Origin of the sequence: Primorskyibacter marinus, assembly GCF_003313245.1 — a bacterium.
Taxonomy (GTDB): Bacteria; Pseudomonadota; Alphaproteobacteria; order Rhodobacterales; family Rhodobacteraceae; genus Primorskyibacter; species Primorskyibacter marinus.
Window position 1 is genome coordinate 480,380 of the sequence record NZ_QJSD01000001.1, and the last position, 13,309, is coordinate 493,688.

The window sequence follows — 13,309 nt, forward strand, 5'->3', positions numbered from 1 at the left end:
ACCACGCTGCTTGCAGTCCATCACCAGACCGATAAAACGGGCCGCAGGAAATAACAAAGAGAAACCGCATGAGCATCGCACTTGTCATCCTCGCCGCGGGCAAAGGCACCCGCATGCAATCCGACCTGCCCAAGGTGCTGCACAAGCTGGCCGGCGCACCGCTTCTGGCGCATGCCATGCAATCGGGGGCAGCCCTTGACCCAGAGCATACGGTGATCGTTGCAGGCCACGGCGCGGATGCGGTGACCGCCGCCGCACAGGATCATCACCCCGAGGCGCGCGTGGTCCTCCAGACCGAACAATTGGGCACCGCACATGCGGTGGCACAGGCCCGCACAGCGCTTGAGGGGTTCAGCGGCGACGTGATCGTTCTGTATGGCGATACGCCCTTCATTTCTGAAGACACGCTGCTGAAGATGCTGGACGCCCGCGCCCGTGCCGATGTGGTGGTACTGGGCTTTGAGGCAAACGATCCGGGCCGCTACGGCCGCCTTGTGACCGATGGTGCCAGCCTGACCCGCATCGTCGAGTTCAAGGACGCGTCCGAGGCAGAGCGGGCCATCACCCTGTGCAATTCCGGCGTGGTCTGCGCCGATGCGGACACGCTGTTTGACTTGATCGACGCGGTCGGCAATGACAATGCGAGCGGCGAATACTACCTGACCGATATTGTTGCCATCGCCCGCGAACGCGGTCTGAACGCCACCGCCGTGACCTGCGACGAAGGCGAAACGCTGGGCATCAATTCACGCCCCGAACTTGCCGCCGCAGAGGCCGCTTTTCAGACCCGCCGCCGTGCGGAACTGATCGAGGACGGCGTTGTCATGCAGGCCCCCGACACGGTCATCCTTGCCTTCGACACCGTGATCGGCAACGGCGCAGAGGTCGAACCCTATGTGGTCTTCGCCCCCGGTGTGACCGTGGAATCCGGGGCGCGTATCCGGGCCTTCTCGCATCTTGAAGGCGCGCATGTCAGCCAGGGGGCCATTGTCGGGCCGTATGCCCGCCTGCGCCCCGGAACAGAGCTCGATGACAACGTCCGCGTCGGCAATTTTGTCGAGGTCAAGAACGCGCATCTGCACGAAGGTGCCAAGGCCAACCACCTTAGCTATATCGGCGATGCCGAGGTGGGGGCCGCCGCAAATATCGGCGCGGGCACGATCACCTGCAACTATGACGGGGTGATGAAACACCGGACGACGATCGGCGCGCGCGCCTTTATCGGCTCGAACACCATGCTTGTGGCACCTGTCGCGGTCGGCACCGAGGCGCTGACCGGCAGCGGATCGGTCATCACGCAAGACGTGCCGGACGGGGCGCTGGCGATTGCGCGCGCCCAGCAGCAGACCAAGCCGGGCCTGGCGCGAAAACTGGTTGAAATGCTCAAGGCCAAGAAGGCGAAGCAGAAAAAAGAGGCGTCATAAATGTGTGGTATTGTTGGGGTGCTGGGCAAACACGAGGCCGCCCCGCTGTTGGTGGAGGCTCTGAAACGGCTGGAATATCGCGGCTATGACAGCGCCGGCATTGCAACAGTCAACGACGGCGCACTTGATCGTCGCCGCGCCGTCGGCAAGCTGGTCAACCTGTCGGATCTGTTGGTGCATGAACCACTGGTGGGCAAAGCTGGCATCGGGCACACCCGCTGGGCCACGCATGGTGCCCCGACAGAGGTCAACGCGCACCCGCATCGCGCCGGCTCCGTCGCCGTGGTGCATAACGGCATTATCGAGAATTACCGCGAATTGCGCGCCGAACTGGCAAGGCAGGGCATCAAATTTGTCACCGAAACCGATACGGAGACCGTGGCGCTTCTGACGCAGCACCACATCGCACAGGGCAAATCGCCGGTTGAGGCGGCTACGGCAACACTGGACCGCCTGCACGGCGCATTCGCCCTTGTTTTTCTGTTCGAGGGTCAGGATGACCTGCTGATTGCCGCCCGCAAGGGATCTCCACTCGCAATCGGGCATGGCGATGGCGAGGTCTATGTCGGCTCTGACGCGATTGCGCTGGCGCCACTGACCGACCGCATCACCTATCTGGATGAAGGCGACCGCGCCGTTCTGACGCGCGCTAGGATCGAGATCCGCGACGAGGCAGGCACAGTGGTCGATCGCCCTGTGAAGAAGATCCAAACCGATGCCGCGCGCGTCGATAAAGGTGGCCACAAACATTTCATGGCCAAGGAAATCGCCGAACAGCCCACCGTTCTGGCCGAAGCGATCCGGTCCTACCTGACACCGGATGGCAAGGGCATCGCCCTGCCCGGTGATGGGATTGATTTTACCGCTGTTGACCGCCTGACCATGGTGGCTTGCGGCACGGCGTCCTATGCGTGCCTCACCGCGAAATACTGGTTTGAACAATATGCGCGCATCCCTGTGGATGTCGATATCGCGTCGGAATTCCGCTACCGTGAACCGCCCATCCCCGCCGGAACAACCGCCCTGTTCGTCAGCCAATCGGGCGAAACCGCAGACACGCTTGCCGCCCTGCGCTACTGTCAGGGCAAGGCAGAGCGGATCTTGTCGGTCGTCAACGTGCCCGAAAGTTCGATCGCGCGGGAAAGCGATCTGGCGCTGCCGATCCACGCGGGCGTCGAGGTCGGCGTGGCCTCGACCAAGGCGTTTACCTGTCAGCTGGTGGTGCTGCTATTGCTCGCGCTCAAGGCCGCATCGGACCGCGGCGAGATAAGCGCCGAAGAGCTTGCCGCCCATCTGGCGGATCTGTGCGCATTGCCCGGCACCCTGAACGCCGCCCTGGAACGCGGCAAGGACGTCCGCAAAGTCGCCCGCAAACTGGCAGAAGCGCGTGACGTGCTGTTTCTGGGGCGTGGCCTGATGTACCCGCTCGCCCTCGAAGGCGCTTTGAAATTAAAGGAAATCAGCTATATACACGCCGAAGCTTATGCATCAGGTGAGTTGAAACACGGCCCCATCGCGTTGATCGACAAGACCGTTCCCGTCGTCGTCATGGCACCGCGCGACGCGTTGTTCGACAAGACTGTGTCGAACATGCAAGAGGTCATGGCGCGTGGCGGCAAGGTCGTTCTGGTGACAGATGCCGAAGGTCTTCGGGACGCGGGCGATGGTGTCTGGCAGCAGATCATCCTGCCCAGCGTTGCCACGATCCTGATGCCGATCCTCTATGCTCTGCCCGCGCAGCAATTGGCTTATCATACGGCCATCGCAAAAGGGACGGATGTTGACCAGCCGCGCAACCTCGCAAAATCCGTGACTGTGGAATGACGCTGGAAGATGCGCTCGCCGCTCTGGAGGCGCAAGCCGACCCGGCCCGCTTTGACGGTTAAGCGCAAACAAGACCTGATGAAAGATCTGCCCGATCCTGTAGAAAGCGATGCGTCAGGATCCGTAGACTTCGACTTTGGGCAGGTCGGTCAAGGGGGCCTCGATTAGCTGCATCGCCGACAAGGAAAGTTGACTACCTGATCCGGGTGCGGCGTCCAGCGGGATCAGATCCACCTGCGCCGACTTTCCCGACCCCGGAAACACCACCCGGCCCTTGCGCGCGGCCTTTACAAGCGGCGTCTTCATCCACAAACCGCTTTGCGCAGGATCGCCCAGTGACGCAACGGTGGTTCCCAGCCGGCTTTCGCCACCCGACGGGACTTTCGCAGCCTCTTTGCGGTCTTCCAGGCTGACGGTATCGAAGGCTTCGGCTGTTCGGGCATTTGCAGGCGGTTTCGGCGCAGGCCGCGCTTGCGGTCGCTGTTGCTGCGCAACATCATCAGGCGCAGAGCCCGTTCTGGACGTACCCGTCAGGCCATCGACGCAGCCTGCAAGGGCCACGACACAAAGCAGGGAAACTGGAAGCGTGAGTGTTTTCATGGCCGTGAAGATAGGACCAACGTCGCCCCGCGTCCAGACCGCGCAGCCCTTGCAGGCGGACCTCCGCGACGTTACCTTGAATGCATGAACACGCCATTGATAGACCCATTCCTGCGCCCGATCACCTACCTTCGGGTTTCGGTCACCGACCGATGCGATTTCCGCTGCGTCTATTGCATGTCGGAGAACATGACCTTTCTGCCCAAGAAAGAGCTTCTGACGATGGAAGAGTTGGACCGGATGTGTTCGACCTTCATCGGTCTGGGCGTCGAAAAGCTGCGTATCACCGGGGGCGAACCTCTGGTGCGCAAGGGCATCATGACCTTCTTCAACGACATGTCGCGGCATCTGGAAAGCGGCGCGCTGCGCGAGTTGACGCTGACCACCAACGGATCGCAGTTGGAACGGTTTGCCCAGCCGCTTTGGGATGCAGGCGTGCGCCGGGTAAATATCTCTCTCGACACGCTGGACGAAGGCAAATTCGCCGAGATCACCCGCTGGGGACGTCTGCCGCAGGTCTTGCGGGGCATTGATGCGGCCCAGAAGGTCGGCATGCGGGTGAAGATCAATACCGTCGCGTTGAAAGGGTTCAACGAGGACGAATTGCTGCCACTGGCAGAATGGTGCGCCGAGCGAGACATGGACATGACCTGGATTGAGGTCATGCCGATGGGTGACATCGGCAATGAGAACCGTCTGGGGCAATATTGGGCACTGTCCGACCTGCGCGAGACGCTTGGCCAGCATTACACGCTGACCGACCTGCCGGAGCGCACCGGTGGGCCTGCGCGCTATGTGCGGCTGGAAGAGACCGGACAGAAGATTGGGTTCATCACGCCGCTCAGCCATAATTTTTGCGAAAGCTGCAACCGGGTCCGGCTGACCTGCACGGGCGAGTTGTTCATGTGTCTGGGGCAGGAAGACAATGCCGACCTCCGATCCGCCCTGCGCAACCATCCCGACAGCAACGCCGCCTTGCGGGACGCGATCCGCGACGCCATCGCGCACAAGCCCAAAGGGCACGACTTTGACTATTCCAGACAGGCGCTGGACGGCCAGATGTCACGCCATATGAGCCATACCGGCGGCTGAACACGCCGCCTTGCGAGTCGCGAGGCATAACACCAGTCAGGTATGGTATGCGGTGGGCCCGGCGTAGACGCGCTTCGGGCAGTGATCTGAAAGCACTATCCGGTCCGACAAGCTGAAAGGATCAGGCCCAGTCCCGGCCCAGATCAGCCTTGGCGCGGTCAATCCAATGGTCTTTCAGCCAGGCGCAGGGCCGCGAATGGCGAATCCACGACCCGTTATACCCCGTGACAGCCTCTGACATTTTTGGACGTCCATGAAAGCACACGACGCGCGCCTCGGGTGGCAGGATGGGATCGCGCAGGTAGTTGATCGGCGGCAGGCCAAGACAATCGTATTTGAAGCTGACCACCAGGTCGCCGGGGATATAGGCGAAGTCGTCATTATCCATCGCCTTGTGCGAAGTGTAGCGCTGTTCCGATCCGCGCGCCTTTTCAACCTCTGCATAGGGGTTGGCGGCGAGATCGTTATAGAGATAGCCGTGCTGCGCCGGATCGAAACGAAAGACAGAGCCGTGCCCAGTCGGGCGGCCCTTGCGTTTTTCCGTCCAGTCATGGCGCATCGCGATCTTGTCGGCGGGCATCTGCCAGATCGGGGTCAGATCGCCGGTGATGACCACATCCAGATCGAACCCCAGAAACGGGCCGTCCAGATCCGGCACAAGACCGGGCCGAAATAGCGAGACCTTGCGCATCGCGCCCTGCCGGTTGGCCACGGCGAGGGCTGCGGCCATCGGCTCTGCATAGGGTTCGACGGGCAGCGGCAGCACCTCTATATCCGGGTGCAGTCCGCCGGTTTCTTCCGTCATGCAGAAGAACCGCACCGGCTGGGACAGATTGCGCCGCACGCCTGAATACAGCCGGTTGACATATTCCGGCCCGAACAGCGTGCCCCATTTGATACAGATGATATTGGCGACCAAGCTCGGATCCTCCTGCGGCTTTCAGCGGGTGTTACCCCGGAACGGAACTGCGTGCCAGAGGCGCAATACCGCTGCACAGGCAAATCACGATGACCTTGCCAGAGCCATCGGGCGAGCCGTTGATGACACCAACAACGCCGGCACGGGGCGAAACGGGTCTAGGCTGAACGGCCCGCAGCGTACCGGCGATGGTCCCTGCCGCGCGGCCAACGTCATGCGTAAAGCCGCGACGCGCATGGAAAAACCTGCGCCATCCGCCGATCTTCAGACATATCGCGCATGCGGTTCTTGACCGGCACCTCAGCCCTCCTTCAGTCGGGTCAACAGACGGCGCATGAAATCATGGCCCGCCTCGAACTGTTCAACGGTGATGTATTCATCTGGCTGATGGGCCTGTGCGATGTCGCCCGGCCCGCAGACAACCGCCGAGTAACCCGCATTCTGGAAATGCCCTGCCTCGGTGCCGTAGCTGACGACATGGTTGCCATTGTCGCCTGTCAGCGCGCGCGCCAGTGCCTCGGCCTCCCCATCCTGTTCGGGCTGAAGGCCGGGGACTTCGTAGCGTTTGGTGATCTCGATATGGGTTTCGGGCCGGACCGCCTGCATATCCGCCTCTATCTCGCGGACGCGGGTTAGATAGGCATCTTTCCAATCAGACAGGGAGTCGCCGGGAACCACACGGAAGTCCATTCCCAGCCAACAGTGCTTGGCGGTGATATTATGCGCGGTGCCGCCTTCGATCTCACCGACATGGCAGGTCGTCCAGGGCGGATCGAACATCGCCGCCAAAGTCGAAGGCGTGCGGGCGCGGTTCTCGGCATTGCGCTCATTCGCCCAGACGATCAGCTTTGCCGCCTCCATGATCGCATTCACGCCGGTATGCATCAACGAACTGTGCACCTCGAACCCGACCACGCGGGTGTGAAACCCCTGACTGCCCTTGTGCCCCGTCACAGCCCGAAGCGTTGAAGGCTCGCCGATGATCGCCGCGCTGGCTTTTGGCAGCTTGGCCGTCATCGCCTCGATCAGCGGTGGTGCGCCGGTGCAGCCGATTTCCTCGTCATAGCTGAGCGCCAGTTGCAACGGCCGCGCGACGCCATTGTGATGTGCCTCAACCAGCGCCCAGATCGCCAGCGCGTCAAAGCCCTTCATGTCGGTGCAGCCGCGCCCGTAAAGACGCCCGTCGCGTTCCGTCACGGTCCAAGGGTCGGACGTCCAGGGCTGACCATCAACCGGCACGACATCGGTATGCCCGGACAGAGCCAGGCCGCCCTCAACATCGGGGCCGACATGGGCAAACAGCGCGGCCTTGTCGCCATCCTCGTTATAATGGCGGTGGCAGGTGATGCCCTGCGCGGTCAGATAGGTGTCGACCCAGTCGATCAGGTCCAGGTTGCTGTCGCGGCTGACGGTGGGAAACCCCACCAATTTGTCCATGATCGCGCGTGGTGACAGTATATCAGACATTTGCCCTCTCAATACCCGCTTTCCGACGTCAGCACCTTGTGACCGCCGCCCAGATCGGCATAGATCGACGGTCCGGGTTCATGGCCGACAGGGTGGATCGGAGACGGGATCGGTTTGAAATTCAACTCATGCTCGGATTTGCGGCGGCGCGGATCGGCGATCGGCACCGCCTTCATCAAGGCCTGTGTATACGGATGCTGCGGGTTTTCAAAGACCGCAGCGCGTGGGCCTATTTCGACAATCCGGCCCAGATACATGACGCCGACATGGTGGCTGACACGCTCGACCACGGCCATGTCGTGACTGATGAACAGGTAAGACAGCCCAAGATCTGCCTGCAACTCCATCATCAGGTTCAGCACCTGCGCCTGCACCGACACATCCAGCGCCGAGACCGCCTCGTCAGCGACGATCAGCTTGGGATTCAGTGCCAGCGCGCGGGCAATGGCGATGCGCTGGCGCTGCCCGCCTGACAACTCGTGCGGATAGCGGCGCAGGAAGCTGCGCGGCAATTCCACCCTGTCAAACAGCATCTCGACCCGCTCTTGCCGCGCGCGCCCGGTATGCGTGGTGTAATTGCGCATCGGTTCAGCCACCTGATCGGCAAGCGTCATCTGCGGGTTCAGGCTGGCGAACGGGTCCTGAAACACCATCTGCATGTCCAGCCGTGCCTTGCGCAGATCGCTTGCATTCAGCGCCACGATGTCCTTGCCGTCAATCTCGATCTCGCCGGATAGTGGTTCGACCAGCCGCAGGATCGACCGCCCGGCGGTGGTCTTGCCGCACCCGCTTTCGCCCACCAGACTAAGCGTCTGGCCGCGATTGAGGTCAAAGGACAGATCCTCGACCGCATGAACGTTGGCGATGGTGCGGCGGAAGAACCCGCCCTTGACCGGAAACCGTGTGGTGAGCCCCCGCACCTTCAACAACACCTCGTCACGTCCACGGATCGGCTTGGCGGCCGCGCGGTCATCGCCCAGCAGGCGCATCGGCTCAGGATAGGTTTTACCGCGCATCTCGCCCAGTTTCGGAACCGCCGCCAGCAACGCCTTGGTATAATCATGCTGCGGGGTCTCGAAAATCTCCTGGACCGTGCCTTCCTCAACCTTGTTGCCGCGAAACATGACCACGACCCGGTCGGCCATTTGCGCCACCACGGCCATGTCGTGGGTGATGAACATCACTGCCGTGCCGGTTTCACGTTTCAGCCGGTCCATCAGGGCAAGGATTTCTGCCTGAATGGTGACATCCAGCGCGGTTGTCGGCTCATCCGCGATCAGCAAACGCGGCTTGCACGCCAGCGCCATGGCGACGACGACACGCTGGCGCATACCCCCGGACAATTCATGCGGATACTGCTTCAGCCGTCGCTCCGGTTCCGGGATGCGGACCTGCCGCATCAGATCCAGTGCCTCTGCCACGGCCTCGCTTTTCGTCATGTCCTTGTGCAGGCGCAGCCCTTCTGTCAGTTGCCGCTCGACGGTGAAAACCGGGTTCAGCGCCGTCATCGGTTCCTGAAAAACCATCCCGATTTCATTGCCGCGGATCGCGCGCATTTGGTGCTGATCGGCGCGCGCCAGGTCGAGCTCCTGCCCGTCCTTGCGATCAAACAGCAGGCACCCGCCCGCAATGGTTCCGCCACCATATTCCACCAGCCGCATCAGCGACAGCGAAGACACCGATTTGCCGGACCCGGACTCCCCCACGACGCAGACGGTCTCTCCGGGGTTGATGTCGAATGACATATCCTCCACGCCGACCACGGTGCCGCCCTTGGTCTCGAACGTCACCCGCAGATTCTCGATGCGGGCAATAGCGTGGTCGAGCATGACACGTCTCCGGGTTTCGCAAAGCCCGACGCTAGCGACAGAGAACATGTTGTGTCAAATCCGGACAGGTATTTCCCGCAGCCAAGTCTTGATTTTTTGCGAAAGTCTGTTTCGATAGGTAGATGAGGGATCGAAACCGATTGCAACGATTGGAAAAGCGGCAAATGCGACCCGTCATGTTTTTTGCAACCGCACCGCGACATTCTCTCCAAAAAGTCCAAATCGGAGCTATGAAATGACACTGAAAACCCTCCTTCTCGGTGCCGCGGCGACGACCGTTTTTGCGCCCATGGCCATGGCCGAGCGTGGCGCGGATGGCCATGTCGGGATCATATACTGGCAGGCACCGTCGATCCTGAATGCCTATCTGTCGAACGGCACCAAGGACATCGAATCCGCATCACTGGTCAGTGAACCGATGGCGCGCTTTGATCCAACGGGGCAACTGGTTCCCTTTCTCGCGGAAACTGTTCCCACGGTGGATAACGGCGGGGTCAGCGAAGATCTGATGTCGATCACATGGAAGCTGAAAGAAGGCCTACTATGGTCTGACGGAACGCCCGTCACATCGGCGGACGTGCTCTTTAGCGCAGAATATTGCATGCATCCCGAAGGCGGTTGTTCGCAATTTGCCAAGTTCGACGGCATCAAGGATATCGAGGTACTGGACGAGCTGACCGTCAAGGTAAATTTCGAAGAACCCAAGCCCTACCCCTACACCGCCTTCATGGGCAACCAGTCGCCGATCATTCAGAAGGCGCAATTTGAAAACTGCATGGGTGCCAAGGCCCCGGAATGCACAGAGGAAAATTTTGCGCCCATTGGCACCGGCCCTTTCGTTGTCACCGATTTTCGGCCAAATGACGTTATCCAGATGAAGGCCAATCCCCACTACCGCGACCCCGACAAGCCGGCCTTTGCCACGCTGACCTTCAAAGGCGGCGGTGACGCCATGGCCGCAGGTCGGGCGGTTCTGGAAACCGGCGAATTCGACTATGCGTGGAACCTGCAACTGTCGCCAGACGTGCTGGCCAATATGGCGGACGGCGGAAAGGGCAAGCTGGTATCGGCCTTCGGCACCTTGGTGGAACGGCTGGAAATGAACCTGACCGACCCCTCGCCTGACCTGGATCCGGATATACGCGCCACACGCGAGGCACCGCACCCGTTCCTGACGGATCAGGCGGTGCGCGAGGCGCTGTCGATGGCCATAGACCGTGATTTGCTGGTTGAGATCGGCTATGGTCAGGCTGGCCGGCCCACATGCAACCTGGTCCCCGGACCGGATATCTACGCATCTGACAACACTGGCTGTCTGGTTCAGGACATGGAGGGTGCCAAGGCCAAGCTGGACAAAGCCGGTTGGGTGGACAGCAATGGCGATGGCATCCGCGACAAGGACGGTGTCGAACTGTCGATCCTGTTCCAGACCTCGACCAATGCCGTGCGCCAGGATTTTCAGGCGCTGATCAAGCAGTGGTGGTCCGAGCTGGGTGTCGAGACAGAGCTGCGCAATATCGACGCCTCGGTTTTCTTCGGCGGCGATCCGGGCAGCCCGGACACGTTCCAGAAATTCTATGCCGACGTTGAAATGTACGCCAACAACTTCGACGGCACAGATCCGCAGGCCTTTCTGGCCAACTATCGCTGTGACAAGGAACCCCAGCCGGACAACCAATGGCAGGGCCAGAACATCAACCGCTATTGCGATCCCGAATACGATGCGTTGATCGACGAGCTGTCCAGAACGGCAGAAATCGCTAAACGGTCGGAACTGGCCAAGAAGCTGAACGACATGCTGACCAAGGACACCTTCACCATCGTACCACTGGTCGACCGTGGCCGCGTGTCCGCGCATGCCAATGACCTTGGCGGCGTGCGGCTCAATACATGGGATTCCGAGATCTGGAACGCTGCGGATTGGCACCGCATCAAGTGACCTCATGCCTTGGGGCGGGCCATGTCCCGCCCCGTGACTGAACCGCTGCAAGCGCCCGAACATTGCGGCGCAAATCCAGTCAATCCGACAGCAAGACTGACCCGCAAAGGTGCCGTGCATGCTGACCTTTACGATCCGACGACTGGTCCTGTCGATCCCGACGCTTTTGTTCATCAGCCTTGTGATTTTTCTTCTGCTGGAACTGGCACCGGGCGACCCCACGGCTGCGCAACCCCTGACAATCCCGCCCGAAGTCAGAGAGCGTCTGCGCGAAGCACTGGGCCTGGGCGAGCCGCTTCATGTGCGCTTTGTCAAATGGATCGTGCAATTCTTCTGGATCGAACCGCAGGTCCTGCTTGACCACCTGTTCGGCACCAGCTTCGCGGAAGGCAAGCAGCGTCTGATCAGCTGGCAAACACGCTCGCCCATCATGGACATTGTCGTCCAACGTCTGCCGCAAACGCTTTGGGTGGTGGGGCTAAGCTATGTCGTCGGGGTCTTGATCGCCCTGCCCATCGGCATCCTGTCCGCCTACCGACAATATTCGATCTTCGACCAGATCGGCACATTCGTGTCGATGCTTGGCTTTTCGGTGCCGACCTTCTTTACCGGCGTTCTGCTGATCGTGATCTTCTCGGTCCATCTGGGCTGGTTTCCGTCGATCTACGACACCACGCTGGTGGTCAATTCATGGGATAACTTCATGGCGCAATTGCGCCAGATGGTCATGCCGGTCTTTGTGCTGGCGCTGTTCAATGCCGCGCAAATCAGCCGGTTCATGCGCGCCTCGATGCTGGACAACCTCAATCAGGACTATGTGCGCACGGCCCGCGCCAAGGGCCTGTCCGAACGGGTTGTCGTGCTGGTCCATGTGCTGCGCAACTCGATGATACCGGTGGTCACGGTGATCGCGCTTGGCGTGCCGCAGGTCTTTGGCGGCGCAATCATCACCGAACAGGTGTTCAAGGTGAACGGAATCGGGCAATTGCTGATCACCGCCATTCAGGCCAATGACCTGCCGATGGTGCAGACCCTGACCTTCATCTTTGCCGTGCTTATTGTGCTGTTCAACCTGATTGCGGATGTGCTTTACGGCGTGCTTGACCCGAGGATCCGCTATGACTGAGCCGACCCCCAAGGTCATCCCCGGCTCTGGCGGGGCAACCCCGGCGGGCGCGTTGACCGACCCGGTCCCTGTCACGCCGCCGCGCAGCCACTGGCGGGATGTCTGGGACCAGTTCAAGCGCCACAAGGGCGCTTTGCTGGGCGGGATCATTTTCCTGTTGATCGTGCTGGCCGTGTTTATCGGACCATTTTTCTGGTCGATCGATGCCACCTATATCGACATACGCGCCCGCAATCAGGGCCCGAGCCTCGCCCATCCGTTCGGCACGGATCAGCTTGGCCGGGACACGATGGCGCGGATGATGGCGGGCGGGCAAACCTCTGTCGCGGTGGGCATTACCGCAATGGCGCTGGCACTGGTGCTGGGCAGCTTCGTAGGCCTGATCGCGGGCTATTTTCGCAAACTCGACGGGCCACTCATGCGGCTGACGGACCTGTTCCTTGCCTTGCCCCTGCTGCCGCTCCTGTTGGTCATGGTGATGCTGTTTCGAGGCTCGCTCAACCAGGCGTTCGGCCCCGAGACCGGCATCTTCATCCTGATCGTCGGTGCCATCGGTATCACCAGCTGGATGCCCACGGCCCGGATCGTGCGCGGCGATGTGCTGGCACTGAAAGAGCGCGAATTCGTACTGGCCGCGCGTTCGATCGGGACGACCAACACCAAGATGATCATCCGGCACATTCTGCCCAATGTGATGTCACCGATCATGGTGTCCGCGACATTGGGCATTGCCAACGCGATCATCACCGAAAGCGCGCTGTCCTTTCTGGGGCTGGGCTTTCCGCCCGACTTCCCCACCTGGGGCCGGTTGCTGTTCGACGCGGTCGACTACCTCCAGCAATATCCAGAGCGGGTGATCTGGCCCGGCGTGGCCATCTCCTTGACGGTGCTGAGCGTGAACTACCTTGGCGACGGGCTGCGCGATGCACTGGATCCGCGCATTCGGGGGCGTTAAGCGCGCCAACGTCAGAAAGGTCCTATTTCCCAAAGAAAGCGCCCGTTCCGGTTCGCGTGTTTCGTGCTGTTTGTCGGGCGTGAACGGCTTACCTAAGCTACGCGCCGAACCGGAACCATGTTCCAACGCGATGG

Annotated in this window: 10 protein-coding genes; 6 read left to right on the plus strand and 4 right to left on the minus strand. The window is 61.0% G+C overall.

The window, feature by feature from the left end; translation table 11 throughout:
- The first annotated feature begins 68 nt into the window (after positions 1-68).
- Both glmU and glmS read left to right on the plus strand, forming a co-directional pair.
- Complete coding sequence (gene glmU, locus DMZ65_RS02290) at positions 69-1,424, plus strand: bifunctional UDP-N-acetylglucosamine diphosphorylase/glucosamine-1-phosphate N-acetyltransferase GlmU (RefSeq protein ID WP_116597255.1); 1,356 nt, start codon at positions 69-71, stop codon at positions 1,422-1,424.
- On the plus strand, positions 1,425-3,248 hold the full coding sequence (glmS, locus tag DMZ65_RS02295; protein WP_116597256.1) for a glutamine--fructose-6-phosphate transaminase (isomerizing): 1,824 nt from the start codon (positions 1,425-1,427) through the stop codon (positions 3,246-3,248).
- Positions 3,249-3,362: 114 nt separating this feature from the next.
- On the opposite strand, the gene DMZ65_RS02300 is transcribed toward glmS, so the two are convergent.
- The gene (locus tag DMZ65_RS02300) at positions 3,363-3,848 is read right to left on the minus strand and encodes a hypothetical protein (RefSeq protein WP_116597257.1); all 486 of its coding nucleotides are present in this window, start codon (positions 3,846-3,848) and stop codon (positions 3,363-3,365) included.
- 84 nt (positions 3,849-3,932) lie between these two features.
- Between DMZ65_RS02300 and moaA the strand changes: the two genes are divergently transcribed.
- Positions 3,933-4,940: a GTP 3',8-cyclase MoaA gene (moaA, locus tag DMZ65_RS02305; RefSeq protein WP_116597258.1), complete on the plus strand. Its 1,008-nt coding sequence runs from the start codon at positions 3,933-3,935 to the stop codon at positions 4,938-4,940.
- 121 nt (positions 4,941-5,061) lie between these two features.
- Here moaA and DMZ65_RS02310 read toward each other — a convergent pair whose 3' ends face one another.
- From DMZ65_RS02310 to DMZ65_RS02320, 3 genes are all read right to left on the minus strand, one after another.
- Positions 5,062-5,859: a glycosyl transferase gene (locus DMZ65_RS02310; protein WP_116597259.1), complete on the minus strand. Its 798-nt coding sequence runs from the start codon at positions 5,857-5,859 to the stop codon at positions 5,062-5,064.
- Positions 5,860-6,159: 300 nt separating this feature from the next.
- Positions 6,160-7,326 (minus strand): acetylornithine deacetylase, encoded by a 1,167-nt coding sequence (argE, locus tag DMZ65_RS02315; RefSeq protein WP_116597260.1) that lies wholly within the window; start codon positions 7,324-7,326, stop codon positions 6,160-6,162.
- An 8-nt stretch (positions 7,327-7,334) separates the two neighbouring features.
- The gene (locus DMZ65_RS02320) at positions 7,335-9,155 is read right to left on the minus strand and encodes an ABC transporter ATP-binding protein (RefSeq protein ID WP_116597261.1); all 1,821 of its coding nucleotides are present in this window, start codon (positions 9,153-9,155) and stop codon (positions 7,335-7,337) included.
- A gap of 235 nt (positions 9,156-9,390) precedes the next feature.
- On the opposite strand from DMZ65_RS02320, the gene DMZ65_RS02325 reads away from it, so the two are divergent.
- The 3 genes from DMZ65_RS02325 to DMZ65_RS02335 all read left to right on the plus strand — a co-directional run bounded on the left by DMZ65_RS02325 (position 9,391) and on the right by DMZ65_RS02335 (position 13,175).
- Positions 9,391-11,094 (plus strand): peptide ABC transporter substrate-binding protein, encoded by a 1,704-nt coding sequence (locus DMZ65_RS02325; RefSeq protein ID WP_116597262.1) that lies wholly within the window; start codon positions 9,391-9,393, stop codon positions 11,092-11,094.
- 118 nt (positions 11,095-11,212) lie between these two features.
- On the plus strand, positions 11,213-12,220 hold the full coding sequence (locus DMZ65_RS02330) for an ABC transporter permease (RefSeq protein ID WP_116597263.1): 1,008 nt from the start codon (positions 11,213-11,215) through the stop codon (positions 12,218-12,220).
- Positions 12,213-13,175 (plus strand): ABC transporter permease, encoded by a 963-nt coding sequence (locus tag DMZ65_RS02335; protein ID WP_116597264.1) that lies wholly within the window; start codon positions 12,213-12,215, stop codon positions 13,173-13,175. The genes DMZ65_RS02330 and DMZ65_RS02335 overlap by 8 nt, the downstream gene beginning before the upstream one ends.
- The last annotated feature ends 134 nt before the right edge of the window (positions 13,176-13,309 follow it).

Coding starts and splice junctions, on each gene's coding strand:
- glmU (WP_116597255.1), top strand. CDS start 69: ATGAGCATCGCACTTGTCATCCTCGCCGCGGGCAAAGGCACCCGCATG.
- glmS (WP_116597256.1), top strand. CDS start 1,425: ATGTGTGGTATTGTTGGGGTGCTGGGCAAACACGAGGCCGCCCCGCTG.
- DMZ65_RS02300 (WP_116597257.1), bottom strand. CDS start 3,848: ATGAAAACACTCACGCTTCCAGTTTCCCTGCTTTGTGTCGTGGCCCTT.
- moaA (WP_116597258.1), top strand. CDS start 3,933: ATGAACACGCCATTGATAGACCCATTCCTGCGCCCGATCACCTACCTT.
- argE (WP_116597260.1), bottom strand. CDS start 7,326: ATGTCTGATATACTGTCACCACGCGCGATCATGGACAAATTGGTGGGG.
- DMZ65_RS02320 (WP_116597261.1), bottom strand. CDS start 9,155: ATGCTCGACCACGCTATTGCCCGCATCGAGAATCTGCGGGTGACGTTC.
- DMZ65_RS02325 (WP_116597262.1), top strand. CDS start 9,391: ATGACACTGAAAACCCTCCTTCTCGGTGCCGCGGCGACGACCGTTTTT.
- DMZ65_RS02330 (WP_116597263.1), top strand. CDS start 11,213: ATGCTGACCTTTACGATCCGACGACTGGTCCTGTCGATCCCGACGCTT.
- DMZ65_RS02335 (WP_116597264.1), top strand. CDS start 12,213: ATGACTGAGCCGACCCCCAAGGTCATCCCCGGCTCTGGCGGGGCAACC.